The following is a 22346-nucleotide window of genomic DNA, read 5'->3' on the forward strand; positions in this document are numbered from 1 at the left end:
TTGCACCAACCATAGCGTCAGGATACAATGAACTGGCTTCAAATTCGCCCACAAATATGTCTATCTCTTCCTATAAATCCGTCACATCGCCCGAGGCCTTGAGGAACACCATCGGCAACGACCACTATTCGCTGAGGTGGTTCTCTTTCCTCATTGCCCGGAGAGAGGTCAGGGCAAGCTGGGCGGGCGACGACGCGGTGGAAAATCGGTACCGGACGCTCTCGTCCCTCCTCTGGGCGCGCGCGCTCCTCGTCGTCACGGCCGGGACAGCGCTGGCCGTCGCGGCGGCGACACGCAGTCCCTGGGGAATCCTGGCCGCGGGCCTCTGCGGGGCGGGCGCCCTTCTGACGCGCAAGCCCTTCAAGTCCTGCGTCCGTGATATCGGGATGCGGACGGTCCTGCGCGAAATCGGCGACAAAACCCTCCGGGAAAAGACCCTTTACCAGATCAGCGAACACCTGAGCCGGGCCTACAGCATCCCTTCGCTGGTGGACCACATTTACCGGTGGGACTACGGTGCGAGGATCGTTGTCATCTCCGCCGGGATCATCGCCGCGTGCCTGATCGCCGTCATCCTCAAGATCGACCGCGCCCCCTTCTTTCCCGTGTTCCTGGGTATCGTCACGGCGGCCTATATCGTATTCCACGCGATCAACACGATATCCCTTCTCAAAACTCTTCTGGCCCCTCTCCCCCACAAAATTTAGAAAAAGTAAATCACGTTGGCCGCGATCAAAAGCCACAGGACCACAAACCCTTCCTGGGACGTGGTCGACAGAAAAAACACGTAAATGAACGGGTACACCGCGGCCAGGACCGCGTTGTTCATCCGCTCATGACGGAAAACCAGGGAATGGCACGTGTAGTTGTGCCAGTTGAGGTCCGTGATGCGGTTGGCCTTGAGCATGTCGACATACAGCGCCGACCCCGGCAGAGGCGTGAGCAACGAAACGACCGTCATGTACGGCATGACCGAAAAACAGAACCTCCACATGGAGAACAGGCTCCGGAACGTGTCGGTGTCATAACCAAAAATATAATGTGCCTTGATCAGGAGCCCCGCCGCCTTGATCTTCTCGGTATAACGCAGATAATTTTCCGCCATCGCGTATTTCCCGCCCTGCTGATGCTCCTGCGACTTGTCGTAAATTTCGTATCCAAAGAGAAACCCCGTACACCCGGCCTCCTTGGCCAGCTTCAGGGTCTCGTCGTTCTTGGCAATGTCGATGGTGCACTGCGTGCTCCACTGCATCCTCAGCGGCTTGAGCGCCCTGAACAGTTCCCGGGCGTAGGCAGGGTCGGAATAAATATTGTTGTCGATGAACGTCACATTCCGGTATTTTGTCCGCACCTTTTCCAGAAGCTCGACGACCTCAAAAACGGGCTTTTTCCTGACCCGCTCTCCGCTGAAGGACGGGATCGTGCAAAAATGGCACTTGAATTTGCATCCGCGCGTGGTTTCCAGAAAATCCTTGATCACCGCCGGAGGAGAATTCAAAAGCTCCTGATGCACGATCTGATGGTTTTCCTCGGAAGGAACGCCGTCATAGCGGGGCTTGAGCGTTCCGGCTTCGTAATCCGCGACCACCTGGGGCCAGATCCCCTCGGCCTCGCCGGTCACCACGCTGTCGCAGTATTCCAGGGCCTCGTCCGGCAGATAGCTAACATGCGGTCCGCCCATAACCACCCTGGCCCCGCGGCGCTTAAACTCCTTGGCCAGTTTGTAAGCTTCGCTGCAGTTGGACGTAAACGCTGTAATAGCCACAAGCCCGTGGTCGGTGTAATAGCGGTCATTCCAAAGGGCGCGATTGAATTCGCGGACACGAAAACTCTTCGGCGTGAGGGCCCTGAGGACAACAAACACCGGGGGGTAGGTCCGAGAATAGACGACCAGCGAGGCGATCCCTTCCAGTATCCCCGGCCCGACGGGATTGATGAGGACCAGTTCCCGGTCGGACAGGAACCGGGCCCGGATCTCCGGATAAGCGTCGAGGATCAACTGCGCAAGATAAATAAAAGTAAAAAAATGGATGGCCTTCAGGGGAAGGAAGGCGATCCGGGGATAATCCACGAGCCCCGGGGCCGGGACCTTCGCGGCCCCGTAAACAACCGCGGACAGGCCGAACAGCCCGAGAAGAACGCCGGCCTCCCGGAACGATATCAGGATGCGTCTGCGGCCCTGCCCCATCGGCCGCAGATATTCCGAGGAGACAACCGCCGAGGCCAACAGATAGCAAAAGACCAGGTCCCCGAACGTCTGGATCGACGCCAACTCAATGTCCCGCCCCGGGAAAAGCCCAAACGCCAAAAAGTGAAGGACCAGCGGCAGCAGGCCGACCCCCAGGCAAACCGGCCAGTTCTTCAAAAATTGACCGGAAAAAACCTTCCAATTGAAAAGGTCGTCCTCCCCCGCCGCGATCCGGACCAGGACGCCGTAAACACCGGCCACAAACAGCGTCTTGGCCAAAAACAGCAGGATGAACACGAGTCCAGCCCAGGGAGACTGCGCCACGGCATCGCCGAAGTAGATCGTGGCAACGGACGGTTCCAGAAGAAAAACGACAACAATAGGAGAAAAAAACGAGAGGAAGATGTCGAATGATTTTCCGAAAGACGAACGGTGGGTCGACATGGATTCGCAGCGCCTTCCTTTCCACCGGCAAGGCGATCTTCAAAAAAGCTTACCGCAGGGCCGCCGAAAACCGCTCCTGAATGGCCCGGCAGATCCGCTCATGGACGGCCTGGACTTCCTGTTCGGTCAATGTTCTTTCGAAGGAGCGGTAAACGACCGAGAACACCAGTCCCCGCTGGCCGGCCGGGATTTTCTCGCCGAGGTATTGCTCGAGGAATTTCACGTCCGCCACATAACCCTGGCCCAGGGCGCCGACCGTTTCCTTGATCTGGCCGAACGTCACGCCCTGCGGGACAGCCAGGCTCACATCACGCACAACCGTCGGATATTCCGGAAGCGGCTCATACGGACGGACAGCCGGCTGGCGCGCGGCGAGACCTTCAATCAAGATTTGCGCGAACAAGACCGGCTCATGTTTGATGTCCCATCCCTGAAGGATGTCGCGCCGGACCTTGCCGAGATGGCCGGCCGGTGTTGTGCCCCAGAGGACCCGGACGGCTTCACCGGATGAAAAAACATCAGAGGCGTCCTCGGAAGAAAAACGGATGTGCTCCAGCAGACCGAACCGCCCCAGGGCGCGTTCGATGATCCCCTTGAGATCATAGATATCTACCGGCTCCCGGTCCGCGGCGCGCCAGTCGTCCTGCCGGGTCCCGGTCAAGATCAACGAAAGGGCCTCTTTTTCCCCGTCGGGACCGTAGACCTTGCCGATCTCGAAAAGACGCAGGTCACGCTGCCCGCGGTTCAAGTTCAACCGGACGACGGACAGGGCGCCCGGCAGAAGGCTCGGGCGCAAAAGATCGTGCTCGGATGTCAGCGCGTTTTTCATCGCGATCCCCTCAAGCCCGTCCTGGCCGGCCCTGGCCAGGGCGCCGCGGTTGGTCATGGTGTAAGTGATGATCTCGTCCAGCCCCAGCCCGGTCAACGCCTCGCGCAGGCGGGACTTGAACAGATACTGGGGGCTTGTCATGGCCTTCCCCATGTTCACCGTCGGCAAACTTTGGGACAAATTGTCGTAACCGATGACGCGCGCGATCTCCTCAATGATATCCACGCCTTCCTTAATATCCAGACGGACCGTCGGCGGGACAGCCTTGATCAATGTTTTGTTCTCGATCTCCACATCGAACCCGAGCCGCTTGAGGATGGTCTTGCACAGCTGAAGAGTGACCGTTTCTCCCAGAGCGCTGTCGATGGTGTTCTTGGAGATCAGGATCTGCCGGCGGGCCGTGCCTTTTTTGCCCGGGAACAGGTCGGTCCGGCTTTCGATCTGTCCGCCGGCCAGCTCGCGGATCAGGGCCACGGTCCGGTTGGCGCCGCTTTCCACGGTATGGACGTCCACCCCGCGCTCAAAACGGTAGCTGGAATCCGTGGACAGACCCAAAAGCCGCGAGGCTCTGCGGATCAAGACCGGCTCAAAATACGCGCTCTCCAGAAGGATATTTTGGGTCGCGGACGTGACTTCCGTGTCTTTTCCGCCCATGACGCCGGCCACGGCGACCGGACGCTTGCTGTCGGCGATGACCAGGACCGAAGGATCGAGTTTGCGTTCCACGCCGTCGATCGTGACGATCGTCTCGCCCTGCCGGGCCCGTCGCACGATGACCTTGCCGCCGTTCAGCTTGTCATAATCAAAAGCGTGCAGGGGCTGGCCGTTCTCCAGCAGGCTGAAATTTGTGATGTCCACGATATTGTTGATCGGCCTTAAGCCCACGGAGGAGATGCGCTTGGCGAGCCATTCCGGCGACGGTGTTACGTTAACTCCGCGGATCACCGTGCCGATGTAGCGGGGGCAGGCGTCCCGGTCCAGGATCTCAATGTCACACTTCTGCGAAGGATAATGGATCTTGCGGACCTTGGGCGGGTTCAAATTTTTGTTGAGGATCGCAGAGACTTCCCGGGCGATGCCCAAGACGTTCAGGCAGTCCACGCGGTTGGGCGTGACCTCGATCTCAAAAACGGTGTCGTGGCCGACGGCCGCGGCGTGCTCGACCTCGAGTCCGGCCATGGTGAGACGGTGGGCCAGCTTCTCGGCCGGGAGGCCGATGGCAACGTAATCTTTTAACCAGTTGATGGAAACTTTCATATGGCACGTCCCATGTCACACGACACACGTCACACGCTTAACCATGTGACCTGTGTCCTTGTGACGTGTGTCCTTCTTGTCAAAACTGCTTTAAAAACCTCACGTCGTTCTCAAAAAACAAACGGATGTCTGTGATGCCGTGTTTCAGCATGGCGATGCGTTCGACCCCCATCCCGAACGCAAGCCCGGAGTATTTGCCTTTGGGGTACCCTGCGTGCTCGAAGACGCGCGGATGCACCATGCCGCAGCCCATGATCTCGAGCCATTTCTTGCTCGTCGAAGCTCCCTTGCCGAGCCCAAAATCGCAGGAGATGTCCACTTCGGCGGACGGCTCGGTGAAAGGGAAAAAATGAGGCCGAAACCGCATCTTGATATTTTCTCCAAAAAAGCGGTGGCAAAAAACCGTCAAGAGGCCCTTGAGGTCAGAAAATTTGACATCCTTGTCCACCAGAAGCCCCTCGATCTGGTGGAACATGAAGGAATGTGTGGCGTCAACGGCGTCGGGACGGTACACCTTGCCCGGAATCACCACGGCCAGCGGCGGCTTGTGGGCCTGCATGGCGCGGATCTGGCCCGGCGAGGTCTGGCTGCGCAGAAGAAGGCTCCGGCCTTTGCTGGACGGGTCTTCCTTCTGTAAATAGAACGTGTCGAACGCGTCCCGAGACGGATGGTCAACGGGAATATTGAGGGCCGTGAAATTGTTAAACTCGGTCTCGATCTCCGGGCCTTCCTGGACGGCAAACCCCATACCCTCGAAGATCCGGCAGATCTCTTCGATGGTCTGCGTCAAGACATGCTTGTGCCCCAGAGGAGCCGCGACCCCGGGCAGGGTCACATCGCGGCCGCCCGCGGCAGCCCCCTGCACCGGCGCGGATTCCAGTTCTTTTTTCTTTTCATCCAAAAGGCGCGTCAGGGAGGCGCGGAATTCATTGGCCTTTTTCCCGGCCAGGGGACGGTCCTGTTCGGGGATCTCGGCCAGGGCGGCATAGATCTGCGGAAGCAGGCCTTTGCGCCCAAGGTATTTCACCCGGACCGCTTCCAGGCCTTTGGGATCCGCGGCGCTTTGGACATCGTTTTCCGCTTCCAGCGTGATTTGTTCAAAATTCCAACTCATGAGGCGTCGCCCTTAGATAAAGATGGAAAACTTTATTATACGTAACGTTTCTTGGTTATCAAATGAAAAATCCCCAAGACCGCGATTCCCAATAACAATGCGGCCGCCGCCTGGATCTTGGTTGCATTGAGGGAGCGAGGGATCGCGAAGCCCGGGGCCAGCACGGTCAGCGTATCGGCGCGGATGCAAAGCTCCCCGCCCAGCCTTTCATCCGCCCGAAAAAAGCGCCCGGTGACTTCCACCGTATCTCCGGCATGAAAATAGTCCCCCGGCAAAGCCACCTTGTCCGCCAGTTCCAGCGGCATCCAAACACCGATAAAACCGGCATCATCTCTCAGGTTGACCCAGGCGTGATCGTCTCTGCGCAACACATCACCCACAACCTCGCCGGAAAATACAACAGAAAAGCCGTCAACGGCCTTGGCGTTTTTGATCAACTGCGCGCTGGAAAAACGTTGCGGCGGGACCGCGGCGTCCTGTTGCGACGCCGCCGCCCGGCAGACCAACAATAGGCAAAAGCACCCGATCATCCCGGCGATCCATCCGCTTCGTTCCCATCTGAGCACATCCCCTCGCATTCCAGCTCCTCCTCCTTCATCGCCCCCGGAACAGGGCGAACACAAACCCCAGCACCGCGAAGACCGACATGAATTCCAAGCGGCCGGCCCACATTTGTACAATATAAGATATCTTCAAAACCCACGGCATGGTCACGGCCGTGATCCCGCAGGACAAGCCCACGTTGCCCGTGGCCGACGCCGATTCGAACAACGAGTCCAGGAACGGATACCCGCACATCATCCCGACCATGCTGCCGATGAAAACCGTGACCACATACGCCAGTAGGATCAAACAGGAAGACAACATCTGCTTCTCATTAAGGATCACCGTCTTGATATGATGAACCTTCTTGAAAAAAACAGAGGCCTCGGTCGCAATGAAATGTTTGATCTCCAGAGCAAAGGCTTGGACAATGATCGCCAGCCGGATCATTTTGATCCCGCCCGTGGTCGAGCAGATCGCCCCGCCCAGCACCATGGCCACGATCAGCGCGAACAGGGACAGCTGGTCCCATTCCCCCAGGAACTGGTCCGAATAGATCGTCTGGAACCCGGTCCCGGTGTGCGCGGAGATCAACTGATAAAATCCCCGCCGGAACAAAGAGACGGCGTCCGGATAGACCTGCCAATGGAACGTCAGCCCCAGGGCCACAAGGAAATACGCGCCCAGGATCGTCGTCAACAGCGCCCGCAACTCCACGTTATTCCAGATCTCAGCCCGCTTGCCCATCCAGACCACATAATGGACGCGGAAATTGATCGCGCCCAAGACCATGATCAGGATGGTGGCCAGCTCAAATGTCCAACTGTGATAGTACACAATGCTTTGATGGTGGGGAGAGAACCCTCCGGTATCAAAGGCGGCCATGAAGATGCAGGCCCCGTGAAACAGGGCGTTCTTGAACGACATCCCATCCTGGAACGCGATCGCGGCCAGGAGCGCCGTCCCCAGGACAAGGAAAACCATGCTGATCGTCCATATCGCGCGGCTGGTCTGCCGGATGTTGGGCATCACCCGCTCGTCCCGGCCTTCGCCGACGTAAAGCCGGAACCCCCCGGCCGAACCGAACAAGAAAAAACTCAAGACAACCACGACCATCCCCTGGCCGCCCATGAACATGATCAAATGCCGCCAGAGGTTATGACCGTACGACATGTGGGAAAGATCGTTGGCCAGGGACAGCCCGCTGGTGGTGATGCCGGACATGGCCTCGAAGTACGCGTCGAGAAACGACGCGAAGTGTCCGCTCAAGAACAGCGGCACAGCCGAAAATCCCGCCGCCGCCAGCCAGGACAGGGCCACGACCATCATCCCGTGGATCCAGCGGGGCTCCTGCTTGGTGTAACAGAGGATGTACATCAGCAGCCCAAAGAACAGACACGACAGTATCCCGATGATAAAATCTGCGGCCGGGTCCGTCTCCCCCAGCGACAAAGAAAGGGCCAGGGGAACCGCCATGAACACTGAGATCCCGGAGATCACGCGGCCGAGATAAAACCCGACGATTTTGACGTCTTTCACAACATCCGGCTTAAGCAGCATCGGCTCTCCTCACCGCAGCCAAAGCAAAACAGCTCCCAGGATAAATCCCCCGGCGATGATCAACGCCGCGTACAGGCACTCCGTGAAAATACCCAGGGCAATATTTTTCATTTTCTCAAACATAGAAGGATTCCTGACGGGGGATCAAACGTTCCCGATCAAAAAATTCAGCAGCTGCTGTTTTTGTTCCACAAACGTCAGGGCCAGGATGTCGTCCATCGGCTGCAGGGTGGTGTCGCCTTTGGGGACGATGATCTCATCGCCGCGCATGATCGAGACCAGCACGGAGTTGGCGGGGAACTGCAATTCCTGCAGTTTTTTGTGAATGACGGGCGAGTTTTCCGGAAGGTCGACGCGGATGAGGGCCAGCTTGCCGCGCTTGAAGCTGAACAGATCCACAACGTCGGCGAACGAAGCTTCCTCCTCGATGATCTTGCCGAGGATCACGGTGGCGCCGATGGGAACGTCGACCCCCAGCTCGTTGAACGCGCGTTCGTTTTCCGGATCGTTGACGCGGGCGATGGTGCGTTTGACCTTGAACTGCTCCTTGGCGATCTGGCAGACAATGAAGTTGTCCTCGTCCTTCCCGGTGGCGGCGACCATCACGTCCGCGCGCTCGATGCCCGCCTGCTCGAGGATGCTGGGCTCGCAGGCGTCACCGTGGATGACGAGGAGATCGAGCTCCTTGGCGATTTCCTGGGCCCGCTCCTCTTCCTTCTCGACAATCACAAGGGTGTGGTTTTCCTTCAGCAGCCGCTTGGCCAGGAACATCCCGATCCGTCCGCCGCCGATGATCACGATATGCATAGATCCATTCCTTCTGGTCTCAAAAAGACTCCTCCCCGCGATCCGCGGGACGGCTTACAAATTGAACATCCGTTTGATTTTGTCAATATGCCCGACCTTGACGACCGCGACCAGGACGTCGCCCTTGCGGAGCTTGGTGGTGGCCTCGGGAATGATCGGCGATTTTCCGCCAAGCCGCACCGTCGCGATGATGCTTTCGCCCGGAACGTTGAAGGCGCTCACGGTCTTGCCTATGGAATCCTCCGGCACGGGAAATTCAAGGATGCCGAGCTCGTTGGTTTCAATGAGGAAGCTGGAAAGGAGTTTGTCGGTGATCTTGTCGCGGATCATGGAGGCGAAGAGGGACGTCTCCGACAGGACGTCGAGCCCCAGGGTCCGGTAGATGGCGGCCTTGCGGGGGTCATAAACGCGGGCGATCACGCGGGGGATCTTGAAAAGCCCCTTGGCGACCTGCGAGGCCATGATGTTGATGTTGTCGGAATTGGTCAGGGCGCAGAAGATGTCGGCCTTCTCCACCCCGGCTTCCTGCAGGACGCCGGGATAGACGCCGTTGCCCTTCACGGTGAGGCCGTTAAAGGCCTCACCCAGCCGCTCAAAAGAGCCGTCTTTCTTGTCTATAACGACGACATCATGGCCTTCCGAGGAGAGCAGTCGCGCCAGCTCAGCTCCAACACGTCCACATCCAACGATGATGATGTACATGCCAAAGACTCGCTTTCAAACGCTCAAGGCCCCGTTCGGCTCAGGCTGTCTTGGCGGCGGGTTTTGATGCGACGCTATTCTTCGCGATCTGCACAAGCTTGTTGAAGCCCTCCGGCGATCTGACAGCCAGGTCCGCGAGCATCTTGCGGTCGATCTCGACGTTCGCCGCGGTCAAGCCCTTGATGAAACGACTGTAGGCGATGCCGGCGCCGCGGCAGGCCGCGTTGATCCGGGCGATCCACAGTCTGCGGTATACGCGCTTCTTGGCCTTGCGGTCGCGGTACGCATAAACGAGCCCCTTGACAACGGACTTCTTGGCCTGGCGGAAACGCCGGCTCCGATGCCCGAATTGCCCTTTGGCCATCTTCATAACGCGCTTCTTGCGGCGGCGCGTGGAAACTGCATGCTTGACTCTAACCATAGGGCAACAACCTCCTTAAACGCTTCACGTCCGTCTTGGAGACGTAAGCGCTGTGCCTTAATTGGCGTTTACGTTTGCGGGTTTTTTTTCCGAGGATGTGTCGCCGGCCGGCCTTGCGGTATTTGATCTTCCCTTTTTTGGTGATCTTAAACCGCTTGGCAGCCGAACGGTTTGTTTTCAATTTTGGCATCTGTGATTCCTTTCCTTTAACTGTGTGGCTCTGCCGAATCTATTTGGGTTGGCAGCATTATCTTTTATGCCGAATGACCGGCAATCCACAAGGGAATGAACCCCTTCTCCAAAATTTGAATTATGGAAGGGGTTCATTGCCTTTACAAACAGCACCCTTATATCACTTCACCGAATCGGCTTTTTCCTTGTCCGGGACCTTCCCCTTCTCCGCGCGGGGGGTGATTGAAATCGACAAAACGCGCCCTTCAAAACTCGGGGACCCTTCCGGCAGCCCGTGCTCACCCAGATCCACGACAAAACGGTCCACAACCTTCTGTCCCAAGTCGCGGAACGCCATTTCGCGGCCCCGGAAAAACAGGTTGATCTTGACCTTGTCCTTCTTCTCCAGAAAACCGATCGCCTGGCGCAATTTTACCTGATAATCGTGCTCGTCGATATGCGGCTTGATGCGGATCTGCTTCAAGTGGGCGACGTGCTGGTGTTTCTTGACCCGGCGCTCTTTCTTTTCCTGGTCGTACTTATATTTGCTGAAATCCATGATGCGGCACACCGGCGGTTTCGCCATGGGCGCCACTTCCACCAGGTCCAGTTCGTGTTCCTGGGCCAGCTCAAGGGCTCTTTTAATCACGACCACTCCCAACTGCTCCGAATTCGGGCCGATGACGCGCACCTCCGGGCACCGGATCCGTTCGTTCACGCGGATATTCTTGTAAATAAGAACCACCTCCCTGAAATGTGATCCGCCGCCCGGCAGGACGGGCTAAACCGCGGATCTTTAGGCTTTATCCTGGACTTCCTGCAGGATCTGCTTGATAAATTCCCCGACAGGCTTGCTGCCTTCGTCGCCCGCAGCGCGCTTGCGCACGGCCACAGTGCCGCCGGCAACCTCTTTGTCGCCGAGAATCAACAGGTAGGGCACTTTCTTCATCGTTCCTTCCCGGATTCTTCTGTTAAGACTCTCGTTTCTTGCGTCAATTATAACCCGCAATCCCCGGCCTTGTAAATCAACTTTTACCCGATTTGCGTACTCCTCGTGGGTGGGCTTGATGGGAATGATCAAAACCTGGTTCGGGGCCAGCCACGCCGGGAACGCGCCGGCATAGTGCTCAATCAAGGTCCCGATAAAGCGCTCCACGCTGCCCAGAATGGCCCGGTGGATCATGACGGGCTGGCTGGGCGCGTTGCTTTCACTGATGTAAGACATCTCAAAACGCTGGGGAAGCGCGAAATCGCACTGGATCGTCCCGCACTGCCAGGAGCGGCCGATGGCGTCCTTGAGCTTGATGTCGATCTTGGGGCCGTAAAAAGCGCCGTCACCCTCATTGATCTGAAAATTGATGTTCTTTTCTTTAAGAGAAGCCTCCAGCGCCCGGGTGGCGGTGTCCCATGCCTCTAAAGAACCGATATATTTGGCCGGACGGGTGCTGAGCTCAATCTCCAGGTTGTTAAACCCGAAGTCCTTCATCATGTCAAAAACAAAATCGATGACCCGCATGACCTCGGACTGGATCTGGTCTTCCCGGCAAAAGATGTGCGCGTCGTCCTGGGTAAAGCCGCGCACGCGCAAAAGCCCGTGCAAGACCCCGGCCTTCTCTTGGCGGTAGACCGTGCCGAGCTCGAAAAACCGGATCGGCAAATCGCGGTAAGAGCGCAGTTTCGACTTATAAATCAAAATGTGGCACGGGCAGTTCATGGGCTTGACCGCGTATTCCTCGTCGTCAACTTTGAAGTAATACATATTCTCGCGGTAATACCCGGAATGGCCGCTCTGCTCCCAGAGCTTGCCTTTGAGGATGTGCGGGGTCATGACGAGATCGTAGCCGCGCTTGATGTTCTGCTCGCGGAGATAATCCTCAATGACCTTGCGTAACATCGCGCCGTCGGGATGATAAAACACCAGCCCCGCGCCGGCGGCTTCATGATAAATGTTGAACAGGTCCAGCTGGGTCCCGAGCTTGCGGTGGTCCCGCTTCTCCGCCTCATCCAGCATGTGAAGGAACTGTTTCAATTCCTCTTCTTTGAAAAAACAGGTCCCGTAAATCCTCTGGAGCATCTTGTTCTTCTCGTCGCCGCGCCAGTAAGCGCCGGCCACGGACAACAGCTTGAACGCGCCGATCTCCCCGGCGTTGTCCACGTGGGGACCTTTGCAGAGGTCCAGAAACTCGTCGCCGGTTTTGTAGATCGAGACCTCTGCATCAGGGATCCCCTGGATGAGCTCGACCTTGTACTCCTCTTTCATTCCGGCGAAAAGCGCCATCGCCGCGTCCCGCGGCATGGAACTCTGCCGGAATACGGGCTTGCGCCGGATGATCTTGCGCATCGCATCTTCGATTTTCTTCAAATCGTCATTGGAAAACGGCTCGGGCTTGTCGAAGTCATAATAGAACCCGTTGTCGATCGCCGGACCGATGGTGATCTTGGTCTCCGGCCAAAGCTCCTTGACCGCCTGGGCCATGACGTGCGCGCAGCTGTGCCGCAGTTTATCAAGATCTGTTTTATAGTCCATGGTTTCCTTCAGAAAAGAAACCCCGCATGCTACCGACGGGGTTTCTGCTTAAGATCAATGGTGGGCTCAAGAGGACTCGAACCTGTCGCCCCGCGGCTTCGCCAGGAGCGGGGCTCCCCAAGGGGCTCTGCCCCTATGGCCCCCTGCCGTTTTGATTCGCACGGCTCATCAAAACGAATCCGCAGGGGTGTTACCCCGAAAGCGCGGGGACTCCGTCCCCGCACCCCTGGGTTCTCGTCCTTAACCCGGCATTTGTCCTCGTCTGCGAACTCCCCTCGACGAAAACGTACCAAAATTAATGGTGGGCTCAAGAGGACTCGAACCTCTGACCTCTTCCATGTCAAGGAAGCGCTCTAACCAAGCTGAGCTATGAACCCACGTATCTATTCGAACCATTATCTTGCCAAATGGGCAAGGAGGGAATCGAACCCTCACGACCTTGCGGTCACAGGATTTTAAGTCCTGCGTGTATGCCATTCCACCACTTGCCCAATGAGCGCTGAATTCATGAAGCGCACACCCATTCACGCGAGAATTGGAAACACGCAAAATGACCCACCAACCGTCCTGTGCACCAATCAGAGGCGTGGAGCGGAATCGAACCGCTGAATAGAAGTTTTGCAGACTTCTGCCTTACCACTTGGCTACCACGCCGGGAAGTCCGGAACCGCGGATATTTCAAAAATCACTTCGCCTTGACCGCCGCGACGACGGCCTTGACAATGTCTTCGACAGCGGCCAAATGCCCCTGGCCGACGATGCCGCAGGCCAAAAGCCCTTTGACCGGCTCGACCCAGCGCGCGCCCATTTTTTTGAGCTTCAGGCAATTTTCCTTAACAGCCGGATGAAGGTACATCTCTTCGTTCATGGCCGGGGCGATCACCAACGGGGCCCGCGTGGCCAGGGCCGTGCACGTCAACACGTCGTCGGCCATCCCGCAGGCAAGCTTGGCAATCGTATGGGCGGTCGCCGGGGCGATCACCAGGGCGGCCGCCTCTTTCGCCAGCCGGATGTGCGGCATCTCCCAGCCTTTTTCATCGCCGGAAAACATGTCGCTTAAAACCGGCCGGCCGGACAGGGCGGCCAGGGTCATCGGCGCAATGAATTTCTTGGCTTCCCCGGTCATGAGAACCGAGACCTCAAAGCCGTGCTCTTGCAAAAGCCGGATCACGTCCGCGGCCTTATAAGCCGCAATGCTTCCGGTCACGCCTAAAATCACATGTTTCTTCGGGGAGCTCACGTTTTGTCCCTGCCGCGACGGCCTCGCGAGGGGCTCAGGCCTTGGGTTCTTCGCTGGCGACCAGATCCGCGGACTCATCTTCGGGCTTTGATTCGGCTTTTTTCGTCTTTTCGGGCTTGAATTTGTCGGCGACGTCCTTGAGGACGACCTTGCCCTGCATGATCTCTTCCAGGGCGATGGTGGTCACCTTTTCCGACGAGACATTCTCAACGAGCTTGGGCTGGCCGTCCGCCAATTCCATGGCGCGGTTGGCAGCCAAGCGGACAAGCCGGTAAATGCTGTAACCGGTTTTTGGCAAGAGTCTTTCTAACGGTTGGTATCCCATAACCATTCGACCTCCCCTGTCTGTTTGAACTGAATTCGATATCTAACTGGTTATTTCATAATGAAATGCGAAAAATACTTATATCACAGCAGGCCCGTATTGTCAATTTTTATAAGGCCGGATCCGGATTACCCCAAAGGGGACAATTCCCGGCAAACAATGTTTTCAAGCCTTTTATAGGCAGCCGCCAAACGGTCATTGACAACCACCCGGTCATAATGCCTGGTCTCCCGCAACTCCTCCCGGGCTGTTTGAAGACGAATTTTAAGGTCTTTCGGGTTTTCCGTCCCCCGGCTCTTCAGCCGCCGCTTCAATTCCGTCAAAGACGGGGTCTTGACAAAAATTCTCAGGGCCTGCGGATACTGTTCCCAGACCACCCGGGCCCCCTTCACGTCAATGCACAGAAGGACATGCTTTCCCCGGCGCAACAAATCCATGACCGCTTTGCGCGGCGTACCGTAATAACGGTCGAAAACCTTCTGAAACTCAAGAAACTGGCCGGCTTTGATCTTCCTTAAAAATTCTTTCTCGGTCAAAAAAAGATAATCCCGCCCATGGCGCTCGCCGGGACGCCTCGCCCGCGTTGTCGCGGACAAGGACTTCACAAGCCGGCCCCGAAAACGGGGGCTTTCCAAAAGCATTTTATGAAGAGTCGTCTTTCCCGATCCCGAGGGGCCGGAGATGATGACGATGCGGCCTTTTTTCATGACTCTCCTAAAGAACACATCCCCCGCCGAAACGGCGGAGGATGCGTAACGCCGGACGCAAACTTCGCTTGCGGCAAAGAGTTGCGCCGGTCTTATTCAATATTCTGCGCCTGCTCCCTCAATTTTTCCACCTTGCTTTTCAGGGCGATCACGGCGTTGGCCACCATCTTGTCCTGAAGCTTGGAGCCAATCGTGTTGGTTTCCCTCTGCATTTCCTGGGCCACAAAGTCGAGCTTTTTCCCGACGCTAACGTTCGCGGGCAGAAGCGCTTTGAATTCGTCGATATAATGTTCCAGGCGGGCCAGCTCCTCATTGATGTCGTTGCCTTTTTGCAAAGACATGAATTCGTCGTCGGTGAGCTTCCTCTTCTTCTCCTTCAAAATGGCTTCGGAACGGGCCTTGATCTTCTGAATATGGTGGGCCATGCGTTTGAGGACGCTGGAAATGTCGCTGGCCAGGCTCTTGCCTTCCCTCTCCCGCATCTGAACAACGCTGGCTAACGAACGGCTGAGCGCTTTTTCGACCGCCGGCCAAAGCTGCTCCGGATCAAGGGTGGAATCTTTGGCCTCCACAACGCCGGGCAAGCGGATCAGATCCGAAAGCGCCAGATCATTGTCAAACCCGTACTCCTTTTCCAGCTCGCGGGCGTACTTGAGGTATTCTTTGACCACCGCCTTGTTAAAAGTCAGGGAAATCGCCTCTTTTTCCATGATCTTGACGGAAACCGTGACGCGGCCCCGGTCGATCTGTTTGTTGACCAATTCGCGGATCTTGTTTTCCAGCGCCCCGAATCCGACGGGAAGATAAAAGACCAAATCGAAATACCGGTGGTTCAGCGTCCGGATTTCAATGCCGCCCTTGACTTTGCCTGCGGAAAAAGCGGAACTCCCAAACCCTGTCATGCCTGTGATCATATCGTCCTCTTTCCTTACGTATTTTTCTTACGCCCAAACTTTTTTAGAAAATTTCCCGGCCGGGATCGTCTTGACGGGATACAGCCGCGCATCGATCTGTTCCGGCTCAAACCACAGCTTGATTTCTCTTTCGGCCTCGACGGTGTCCGAGGAAACGTGGATCACGTTCTCAAAAACCCCCTTGGTCGTGATCCGCCCGAAGGCCCCGCGGATCGACAAAAGGTCGGCCTCTTCCGGATTGGTGGCTCCGGCGATGAGACGGCAGCGCGAAACCGCTCCGGGCCCCGCAAAAACAAAGGCCAAGATCCGTTTCTCCGGATACCCCGTGCCCAGAATATGCTGAATCACGCCCTCATAAAACGGCTTCCCCCGAAGATGGCGGTAGTGCTCCTCTGCCATCCGCCGGGAAACGGTGACCAGCCGGGCCGCGACAAGCTCCAGACCAGCGGCGAAAAACTTTTCAAGAACGATTCCCGCCAGCCCCCGGGACATGCCGTCGGGCTTGATAAAAACAAGAACACTTTCCTTCTTTTTTAAAGAACGGGCCTGTGATGTCTTTTTCATGGGATCGGCGGTGGATTAGGGCTGACCTTTGATGATGCTGAGCACGCGGTCCAGATCGTCCAGAGAATAGTATTCAATAACGATCTTCCCCCGCTTTTTCTGCGGCTGGATCCGAACTTTTGTTCCAAGAACCTGCTGCAGATCTTCCTCGAGCGCCACAAGGTCGTGATTCCGGTCAGCGGGGTTGGTTTTTTTCCGGCGGGCAGGATGCCTGAGCCCGGTCTTGATCAAATTCTCCAGCTCCCGCACGGAAAGCTTCTTGGTGCGAAGCAGTTCAAAAATCTGCTTCTGCTCCTCCCCGTCGGAAACGGCCAAAAGCGCCCGGGCATGCCCCATGGTGATTTCATCGGATAAAAGGCTTTGCTGGATTTCTTCGGGGAGATTGAGAAGCCGGAGAGTGTTGCTCACCGTGGACCGGTCTTTCCCGACGGACCTGGCAACGTCTTCCTGGGAAAGATGGAACTCGCTGATCAGCCGCTGGAAGGCCTGCGCTTCTTCCAGAGCGTTAAGCTCTTCGCGCTGAATGTTTTCCACCAGCGCCAGAACAAGCGCCTCGCTATCCGAAACATTTCTTACGACCGCCGGGACTTCGGTCAGTTGCAATGCGCGCGCGGCCCTCAAGCGCCGCTCCCCTGCGACAACCTCAAAATTTCCGTCGGAAGACTCCCTCACCAGGATGGGCTGAAGAACCCCCTTCTCTTTGATCGACGCGACCAGCTCCTCCAGCTTTTCCTGCGGGTAGCTGGTTCTGGGCTGGAAAGGATTGTCCTTGATTTTTTCCGTCTTGATTGTCTGGACTGCTTTCCCTTGGGCAGAAAACTCTTCCGGTAAGCTGGCCCTCTCCGGAATCAAAGCCGACAACCCCTTCCCCAATGCCCGATGTTCCATATTTTATCTCCTAACGAAGATTTACGGGAATCAACCCTTGTCTTAATGTTATGCGGCTTCCGGGGCAGGTTGCGGCTGCTGGATTGGCTCTCCCCGCGAAGAATCTAAGTCGCTGCCATTAAATGATTTATGATATATTTTATCTCCGATAATTTCGTGGGCAAATTCATAATATTTTTTTGCACCAATCGAATGACGGTCATAAAGCAAGATCGGCTTTCCAAAACTCGGCGCCTCACTCAATTTGATATTACGCGGGATAACTGTTTTATAAACCTTTTCTTTGAAATAACTCTTAATTTCATTGATGACCTCTGTCGTCAGATTCGTCCGGAAATCTGCCATTGTTAACAAGACCCCCTCAATGGCCAAGGACGGGTTAAGCCCATCGCGGATAAGATTGATCGTGTTAAGCAATTGAGAAACTCCCTCCAGGGCATAAAATTCACACTGGATAGGAATGATAATCGAGTCGCTGGCCACCAAGGCATTCAGCGTAAGCAATCCCAGCGACGGCGGCGAATCAATGAAAATAAAATCATAATTTTCTTTTATTGAGGAAATGGCCTTGCGCAAACGGGTTTCCCGCGACAGAGCTCCGACGAGCTCAATCTCTGCGCCGGTCAAATTGATGTTGCAGGGGATAATATCGAGGTTTGGATAGACGCCGGAAATAATAGCGTCCTCAATGGAACTCTTGCTTAAAATGACGTCGTAGACGGACTTGGAAATTTCGCTTTTGTTAACCCCCACCCCGCTGGTTGCATTTCCTTGGGGATCCGTATCGACGATCAGGACTCTTTTCCCGATTGAAGCAAGGGCATGAGAAAGGTTTACCGTTGTTGTTGTCTTCCCGGTTCCACCCTTCTGATTACAAATTGCTATAGTTTTTCCCATATCATTTTGTGATGGTTTTCACGTGAAACACTTCATAACACTATTTTCTACGATTTTTATAGTAAATCAAGAAGTTTCTTAAATTTATTATAGCGAATTTATTTTAAAAAATCGAGGTGATTTATGTCTTTTCAAAAAGTGATTTCGACAAAGAATCAGAAAACAGAAATACGGAGGGAAAATTTATTGGTTTTTAACGCTGGCCTTGATTTTTGCAGGCTTTGCTCCGCTCATGCCGAAGAGCCCTTTTTGTTCCTCACAAACAACTTTTATACTAAGGTCCTCTCTCTTCACCCGTAGCGCATCCATGGCCTTTTTTATCGCATCCTCGACCGTGGCCCCCTCAACCTCAATGATGTTTCTTTTCTTTCGCTCCATCTTAGCTTGCCTTTGTCATTTTGGACATTTTAAACTGCGTCAGAGTGGACATTAAATAAAAAATCGTAAAATAAAGCGTCAACCCGCTGGCAAATTTATAAAACAAAATTCCCATCATCGGGGGCATGATCATAACCATCATCTTTTGCTGGGCAGCCTGAGATGGGTCTGTGGTGACCATGTTTTTTGTCGAAAGTTTTTGCTGTACAAACATGATGACCATCATTAAAATCGGCAGAATATTCAATTCGTTTCCAACCAACGGGAGGCTTGATGAAAATACCACCAGGCGATCCGGCTCCGACAAATCTTTAATCCACAAAAAATGAGCCCCTTTAAAAGAAACAGATCGCCACAAAACTTGATACAAACCAAAGAAAATCGGCATTTGTAAAAAAAGCGGCAAACACCCACCAAAAGGATTGACCTTGTTTTCCTTGTATAATTCCATGATTTCTTTGTTCAATCTCTGTGGATTAGCCTTATATTGCTCCCGAAGGGCATTTATTTTCGGCTGCAAGAATTGAATCTTCTTCATGGATGACATGCCGCTCAGCGTCAACGGATATAAAGCCAAATAGATGAGCAAACTGACAAGAATTATTGCAACCCCCCAATTAGGAATGAATTTGTAGGACAAGTTTATCATGGAATTGATGGCTTTTGAAATCGCGTCCAGCCACCTCCAGCTACTGAAAACCATGAGCTGCTCAAAGCCCAGCTCATAGCTTTTCATCAAGTCATACTTCTGCGGGCCAAAGAATATCTTTGCGCCAATGCCCGCTTCACGTGGAACATCAGATTCATTGATGTGCATCGACAGGGTTAAAACCTCCTCATTTACAGGAATTACCTGAATTTTGTCTGTTTTAAATTCGGGCTTAATTCCGATACAAAAATATCGATCGCGAAAACCAAGAATCGGATCAACCCCGGTCAAGTCTCTCTGTTCATTAGAATGAAATTTACTGGCATTTTCTTTACGAAATGTTTTCCCGCTGGAAATAACAGCATATTCAAACAATCTTTTTTCTTGCTCAGCCTTGCTTGATTTGTCCAATCTGGAAATGTCCAATGTGAAGGCTTTGATTTCTTTAAGATTGGACATTTCGCGAAGATTCCGCCACTTTATCCGGGCTTCCATCAAATACCCGCTGTCGGCCAAAAAATATTCCTTTGTAATCCGGATATCCTGATCTTCATAGACAAGGGAAATTGCTTCATCGGTAAATTCGGACACACGAAAATGCGCATTTTCATATCCGGCAATGGCCATAATATCGCTGACGGGAAGCTGCGCGCCATAATCCTTAATGATGACCTGTTGCAGGGATCCGCCCTGTGAGCTAATTTCAGCGATCAGTTTATCATTTTCCAGCCGTTTGGTTTCAACAGGAATTTCCTGGACGGTCGGCAGAGGGGACGGGGGGGACGAAAGAGCCTGATCTACGACAGGGCGGGAGTCATTAATATCTTCATTATTCACAACGGGTTGTGGCTTGTGCGCGGGCTTGGGGGGCGGGAAAAGAGCGCTCCACAAGAACAGGACAGAAAAGGACAGCAAAAAGGCGAGTAAAAATCGTTTTTCCATGAAATATTACCTTACCGGATCGTGACCCCCCTTAGACAGGGGGGAACAGCGTATAATGCGAAAGAGGGCCTTCAGAGAGCCTTTGCAGAAGCCGTAGCGCTCAATGGCTTCTTTGGCATAGGAAGAGCACGTTGGATAAAAGCGACAGGTCCTCGGCAAAAAATGCCTGGCAAAAACCTGATATGCACCTATCAACGATATGGAAATTTTGCCCATGAAGGCGCTGTGACGACCGCCGGCCATTAAACCGTCAGGCGTTTTCGTCCCTTGGCACGGCGACGCTTGAGAATTTTCCGGCCGTCGGAGGTGGACATCCTTTTGCGGAACCCGTGGCGTCTTTTTCCCTTGATGATCGAAGGCGTGTTAAGATGCTTTTTCATAATTTGTAAATTATAACACGCAACTTTCGATAGTCAAGTTTTTTCACCTCACAGAGTTAAAATTTTCTGTGTCGCAAGGGTTTGTGAAAAAGCGGCTCCGGGCTCGACGGCGAGGGGAGGGGGTGGGCCGGGGAATGCGGCCGCGGCCGCCCCTGCCAGAACGCCGCTGCTGGAGGCCGTCAGAAATTTGAGTTGAAATACCAGTTTTGTTTGCTATAATAAAAACACTTTTGGCGTGATGAGATCCCATTGCATATGAACCTGCGCTTTTCGTCTTCCTTCGAGAACGGCAAACTCCTGACGCAAGTTTTTCTGTCCTCTGAATACCAGCGAAGAGAGCGAGCCCTGGCCTTAAAAAGGCCGGACGACCGGATCCTATTTAAACCCATGAAATATTAATGGGATTGGCTCCAGCGGAAATCAAAATTCACAGATGTTGAAAACCTGTGGAAAACAATTATACCACAACCCTTTGAATATCATTGATTTGTGTTATTGCTGGGCCAGGCCACTGATTTCATGACCCCCCGGCAAAAAGATATTCACCCCTGACCATGACCCTATCGACCATTTGGGAAACAGCCAAGCCTCTCCTTAAAGACAAAATCGGTCCGACAACATACGACACGTGGTTTTCGACTCTCCTCGTCAAGGAGAAAGACTCGGAAACCCTCACGATCATCGCCCCCGACACGTTTTTCAAAAACTGGATTGTGGATCATTACTTGTCCTCCCTGGAGGCCGTGCTCAAAGATCTGACGCAAAAAAGCGTCCGCGTCGAGTTCGAGATCGATCCGCATGTCCTTAAGGAAAAAATCGACGATCCCCTGATCCCGGCGGACAAAAGGGGGGCCGCGCCGGCGGATCGCAGCACCGTAGATCTCAACCCGCGATTTACGTTCGACAATTTTGTGATCGGCCCGTCCAACCGGTTTGCCTACGCCGCCAGTATGGCGGTCGCCGAATCGCCGGCCAAGGCCTATAATCCGCTGTTCATTTACGGTCCCGTGGGTCTCGGAAAAACGCATCTCATGCAGGCGATCACCCACCAGATCAAGGTCCATCATCCGGACGTCAAGCATTGTTACATCTCATCGGAAAAATTCACCAACGAGCTCATCGACGCCATCCGCCACAGATCGACCAGCCAATTCCGCCAAAAATACCGCCACATCGATGTCTTGCTGATTGACGACATTCATTTCATCGCCGGGAAAGAGTCCACCCAGGAGGAATTTTTTCACACCTTCAACGCCCTGCACAACAACCGCAAGCAGATTATTATCTCATCGGACAGGCCGCCCAAAGAGATCGCAAACCTGGAAGAACGGCTTGTGTCCCGCTTTGGGTGGGGGCTGGTGGCTGACATTCAGCCGCCGAACTTTGAAACCCGGGTCGCCATTCTGCGTAAAAAAATCGAAAAAGAACCCGTGCCGGTTCCTGACGCCGTCATCACGTTTATCGCCGATCAGATCAAGACCAACATCCGCGAGCTGGAGGGGGCCCTGATCCGCGTGGTGGCATATTCGCTTCTGGAAGACCGTCCGGTTTCCCTGGACATGTCCAAGGCGGTCCTTAAAGACATGGTGAAGGAAACGATTCCCACCATCAGTATCGAAATGGTCCAGAAAAAGGTTGCCGAATTTTTTAAATTGAGCGTTTCGGACTTGAAAGCCAAGCGCCGGAGTAAAAACATTTTACTTCCCAGGCAAATCGCCATGCATCTGATCCGCCATTTGACAAATTTTTCATTGCCGGAAATCGGACAGTCGTTTGGGGGGAAGGATCACACCACGGTTCTTCATTCTCTTAAAAAGATCGATCGAGATTTACAAACGAACAAAGAGTTGAAAAATACTATTGAACAGCTTATGGTTGCGCTCAAACAGTAAGTGAACA

Annotated in this window: 23 protein-coding genes, 3 tRNA genes and 1 pseudogene; 2 read left to right on the forward strand and 25 right to left on the reverse strand. The window is 54.5% G+C overall.

What is annotated here, in order from left to right; genetic code table 11:
* The first annotated feature begins 56 nt into the window (after positions 1-56).
* A complete protein-coding gene (locus tag Q8Q08_00125; protein MDP2652423.1) occupies positions 57-707 on the forward strand; it encodes a hypothetical protein in 651 nt (216 codons plus the stop codon).
* Here the strand turns inward: Q8Q08_00125 and Q8Q08_00130 are convergent.
* The 25 genes and pseudogenes from Q8Q08_00130 to rpmH form a co-directional block, all read right to left on the reverse strand.
* On the reverse strand, positions 704-2632 hold the full coding sequence (locus Q8Q08_00130) for a radical SAM protein (GenBank protein MDP2652424.1): 1929 nt from the start codon (positions 2630-2632) through the stop codon (positions 704-706). The genes Q8Q08_00125 and Q8Q08_00130 overlap by 4 nt on opposite strands.
* 49 nt (positions 2633-2681) lie before the next feature.
* Entirely contained in the window at positions 2682-4718 is a 2037-nt protein-coding gene (pheT, locus tag Q8Q08_00135; protein ID MDP2652425.1) for a phenylalanine--tRNA ligase subunit beta, read from the reverse strand.
* A gap of 79 nt (positions 4719-4797) precedes the next feature.
* Positions 4798-5832, reverse strand: coding sequence for a phenylalanine--tRNA ligase subunit alpha (gene pheS / locus Q8Q08_00140; protein MDP2652426.1), 1035 nt, complete (start codon positions 5830-5832; stop codon positions 4798-4800).
* 35 nt (positions 5833-5867) lie between these two features.
* Positions 5868-6410, reverse strand: coding sequence for a hypothetical protein (locus Q8Q08_00145; GenBank protein ID MDP2652427.1), 543 nt, complete (start codon positions 6408-6410; stop codon positions 5868-5870).
* A gap of 16 nt (positions 6411-6426) precedes the next feature.
* Positions 6427-7935, reverse strand: a complete 1509-nt coding sequence (locus tag Q8Q08_00150; GenBank protein MDP2652428.1) for a TrkH family potassium uptake protein — start codon at positions 7933-7935, stop codon at positions 6427-6429.
* Between the two features lie 144 nt (positions 7936-8079).
* Positions 8080-8742, reverse strand: coding sequence for a TrkA family potassium uptake protein (locus Q8Q08_00155; protein ID MDP2652429.1), 663 nt, complete (start codon positions 8740-8742; stop codon positions 8080-8082).
* Between the two features lie 54 nt (positions 8743-8796).
* On the reverse strand, positions 8797-9444 hold the full coding sequence (locus tag Q8Q08_00160) for a TrkA family potassium uptake protein (GenBank protein MDP2652430.1): 648 nt from the start codon (positions 9442-9444) through the stop codon (positions 8797-8799).
* A 40-nt stretch (positions 9445-9484) separates the two neighbouring features.
* Positions 9485-9865, reverse strand: coding sequence for a 50S ribosomal protein L20 (rplT, locus tag Q8Q08_00165; GenBank protein ID MDP2652431.1), 381 nt, complete (start codon positions 9863-9865; stop codon positions 9485-9487).
* On the reverse strand, positions 9858-10055 hold the full coding sequence (gene rpmI, locus Q8Q08_00170; protein ID MDP2652432.1) for a 50S ribosomal protein L35: 198 nt from the start codon (positions 10053-10055) through the stop codon (positions 9858-9860). Before rpmI ends, rplT begins: the two co-directional genes overlap by 8 nt.
* Positions 10056-10217: 162 nt before the next feature.
* Positions 10218-10754, reverse strand: a complete 537-nt coding sequence (gene infC, locus Q8Q08_00175) for a translation initiation factor IF-3 (GenBank protein ID MDP2652433.1) — start codon at positions 10752-10754, stop codon at positions 10218-10220.
* A gap of 78 nt (positions 10755-10832) precedes the next feature.
* A complete protein-coding gene (thrS, locus tag Q8Q08_00180) occupies positions 10833-12563 on the reverse strand; it encodes a threonine--tRNA ligase (protein MDP2652434.1) in 1731 nt (576 codons plus the stop codon).
* Between the two features lie 299 nt (positions 12564-12862).
* Positions 12863-12940 (reverse strand) — tRNA-Val (locus Q8Q08_00185).
* A 31-nt stretch (positions 12941-12971) separates the two neighbouring features.
* A tRNA-Leu gene (locus tag Q8Q08_00190) sits at positions 12972-13054 on the reverse strand.
* Positions 13055-13145: 91 nt separating this feature from the next.
* Positions 13146-13217 (reverse strand) — tRNA-Cys (locus Q8Q08_00195).
* 31 nt (positions 13218-13248) lie between these two features.
* The gene (locus Q8Q08_00200) at positions 13249-13803 is read right to left on the reverse strand and encodes a flavoprotein (protein ID MDP2652435.1); all 555 of its coding nucleotides are present in this window, start codon (positions 13801-13803) and stop codon (positions 13249-13251) included.
* A 34-nt stretch (positions 13804-13837) separates the two neighbouring features.
* Entirely contained in the window at positions 13838-14128 is a 291-nt protein-coding gene (gene rpoZ, locus Q8Q08_00205; protein MDP2652436.1) for a DNA-directed RNA polymerase subunit omega, read from the reverse strand.
* Between the two features lie 128 nt (positions 14129-14256).
* Positions 14257-14835: a guanylate kinase gene (gene gmk / locus Q8Q08_00210; GenBank protein MDP2652437.1), complete on the reverse strand. Its 579-nt coding sequence runs from the start codon at positions 14833-14835 to the stop codon at positions 14257-14259.
* Between the two features lie 92 nt (positions 14836-14927).
* On the reverse strand, positions 14928-15749 hold the full coding sequence (locus tag Q8Q08_00215) for a YicC/YloC family endoribonuclease (protein ID MDP2652438.1): 822 nt from the start codon (positions 15747-15749) through the stop codon (positions 14928-14930).
* A gap of 27 nt (positions 15750-15776) precedes the next feature.
* Positions 15777-16313, reverse strand: coding sequence for a nucleoside-diphosphate kinase (locus Q8Q08_00220; GenBank protein MDP2652439.1), 537 nt, complete (start codon positions 16311-16313; stop codon positions 15777-15779).
* A 15-nt stretch (positions 16314-16328) separates the two neighbouring features.
* Positions 16329-17201 (reverse strand): ParB/RepB/Spo0J family partition protein, encoded by an 873-nt coding sequence (locus Q8Q08_00225; protein MDP2652440.1) that lies wholly within the window; start codon positions 17199-17201, stop codon positions 16329-16331.
* Between the two features lie 147 nt (positions 17202-17348).
* Positions 17349-18098: pseudogene (locus tag Q8Q08_00230) on the reverse strand (AAA family ATPase).
* Between the two features lie 183 nt (positions 18099-18281).
* Entirely contained in the window at positions 18282-18476 is a 195-nt protein-coding gene (locus Q8Q08_00235; GenBank protein ID MDP2652441.1) for a Jag N-terminal domain-containing protein, read from the reverse strand.
* A gap of 1 nt (position 18477) precedes the next feature.
* Positions 18478-20067 (reverse strand): YidC/Oxa1 family insertase periplasmic-domain containing protein, encoded by a 1590-nt coding sequence (locus Q8Q08_00240; protein MDP2652442.1) that lies wholly within the window; start codon positions 20065-20067, stop codon positions 18478-18480.
* A gap of 6 nt (positions 20068-20073) precedes the next feature.
* Complete coding sequence (yidD, locus tag Q8Q08_00245) at positions 20074-20283, reverse strand: membrane protein insertion efficiency factor YidD (GenBank protein ID MDP2652443.1); 210 nt, start codon at positions 20281-20283, stop codon at positions 20074-20076.
* A gap of 26 nt (positions 20284-20309) precedes the next feature.
* Positions 20310-20447 carry a 50S ribosomal protein L34 gene (gene rpmH / locus Q8Q08_00250; GenBank protein ID MDP2652444.1) on the reverse strand — a complete coding sequence of 46 codons (138 nt, stop codon included), beginning with the start codon at positions 20445-20447 and terminating at the stop codon, positions 20310-20312.
* A 554-nt stretch (positions 20448-21001) separates the two neighbouring features.
* Between rpmH and dnaA the strand changes: the two genes are divergently transcribed.
* The gene (gene dnaA, locus Q8Q08_00255; GenBank protein ID MDP2652445.1) at positions 21002-22339 is read left to right on the forward strand and encodes a chromosomal replication initiator protein DnaA; all 1338 of its coding nucleotides are present in this window, start codon (positions 21002-21004) and stop codon (positions 22337-22339) included.
* Positions 22340-22346 lie beyond the last annotated feature (7 nt).

Source organism: Candidatus Omnitrophota bacterium, from assembly GCA_030688425.1.
In the GTDB taxonomy this organism is placed as follows: domain Bacteria; phylum Omnitrophota; class Gorgyraeia; order Zapsychrales; family JANLHA01; genus JAUYIB01.

Bases quoted from the DNA above. Each gene is read 5' to 3' on its own strand.
- Q8Q08_00125 (MDP2652423.1), top strand. From the start codon at position 57: ATGTCTATCTCTTCCTATAAATCCGTCACATCGCCCGAGGCCTTGAGG.
- Q8Q08_00235 (MDP2652441.1), bottom strand. From the start codon at position 18,476: ATGGAGCGAAAGAAAAGAAACATCATTGAGGTTGAGGGGGCCACGGTC.
- rplT (MDP2652431.1), bottom strand. From the start codon at position 9,865: ATGGTTAGAGTCAAGCATGCAGTTTCCACGCGCCGCCGCAAGAAGCGC.
- Q8Q08_00220 (MDP2652439.1), bottom strand. From the start codon at position 16,313: ATGAAAAAGACATCACAGGCCCGTTCTTTAAAAAAGAAGGAAAGTGTT.
- Q8Q08_00240 (MDP2652442.1), bottom strand. From the start codon at position 20,067: ATGGAAAAACGATTTTTACTCGCCTTTTTGCTGTCCTTTTCTGTCCTG.
- rpmH (MDP2652444.1), bottom strand. From the start codon at position 20,447: ATGAAAAAGCATCTTAACACGCCTTCGATCATCAAGGGAAAAAGACGC.
- Q8Q08_00160 (MDP2652430.1), bottom strand. From the start codon at position 9,444: ATGTACATCATCATCGTTGGATGTGGACGTGTTGGAGCTGAGCTGGCG.
- rpmI (MDP2652432.1), bottom strand. From the start codon at position 10,055: ATGCCAAAATTGAAAACAAACCGTTCGGCTGCCAAGCGGTTTAAGATC.
- Q8Q08_00225 (MDP2652440.1), bottom strand. From the start codon at position 17,201: ATGGAACATCGGGCATTGGGGAAGGGGTTGTCGGCTTTGATTCCGGAG.
- Q8Q08_00150 (MDP2652428.1), bottom strand. From the start codon at position 7,935: ATGCTGCTTAAGCCGGATGTTGTGAAAGACGTCAAAATCGTCGGGTTT.
- Q8Q08_00145 (MDP2652427.1), bottom strand. From the start codon at position 6,410: ATGCGAGGGGATGTGCTCAGATGGGAACGAAGCGGATGGATCGCCGGG.
- yidD (MDP2652443.1), bottom strand. From the start codon at position 20,283: ATGGGCAAAATTTCCATATCGTTGATAGGTGCATATCAGGTTTTTGCC.
- Q8Q08_00155 (MDP2652429.1), bottom strand. From the start codon at position 8,742: ATGCATATCGTGATCATCGGCGGCGGACGGATCGGGATGTTCCTGGCC.
- gmk (MDP2652437.1), bottom strand. From the start codon at position 14,835: ATGAAAAAAGGCCGCATCGTCATCATCTCCGGCCCCTCGGGATCGGGA.
- pheS (MDP2652426.1), bottom strand. From the start codon at position 5,832: ATGAGTTGGAATTTTGAACAAATCACGCTGGAAGCGGAAAACGATGTC.
- pheT (MDP2652425.1), bottom strand. From the start codon at position 4,718: ATGAAAGTTTCCATCAACTGGTTAAAAGATTACGTTGCCATCGGCCTC.
- dnaA (MDP2652445.1), top strand. From the start codon at position 21,002: ATGACCCTATCGACCATTTGGGAAACAGCCAAGCCTCTCCTTAAAGAC.
- Q8Q08_00130 (MDP2652424.1), bottom strand. From the start codon at position 2,632: ATGTCGACCCACCGTTCGTCTTTCGGAAAATCATTCGACATCTTCCTC.
- thrS (MDP2652434.1), bottom strand. From the start codon at position 12,563: ATGGACTATAAAACAGATCTTGATAAACTGCGGCACAGCTGCGCGCAC.
- Q8Q08_00215 (MDP2652438.1), bottom strand. From the start codon at position 15,749: ATGATCACAGGCATGACAGGGTTTGGGAGTTCCGCTTTTTCCGCAGGC.
- rpoZ (MDP2652436.1), bottom strand. From the start codon at position 14,128: ATGGGATACCAACCGTTAGAAAGACTCTTGCCAAAAACCGGTTACAGC.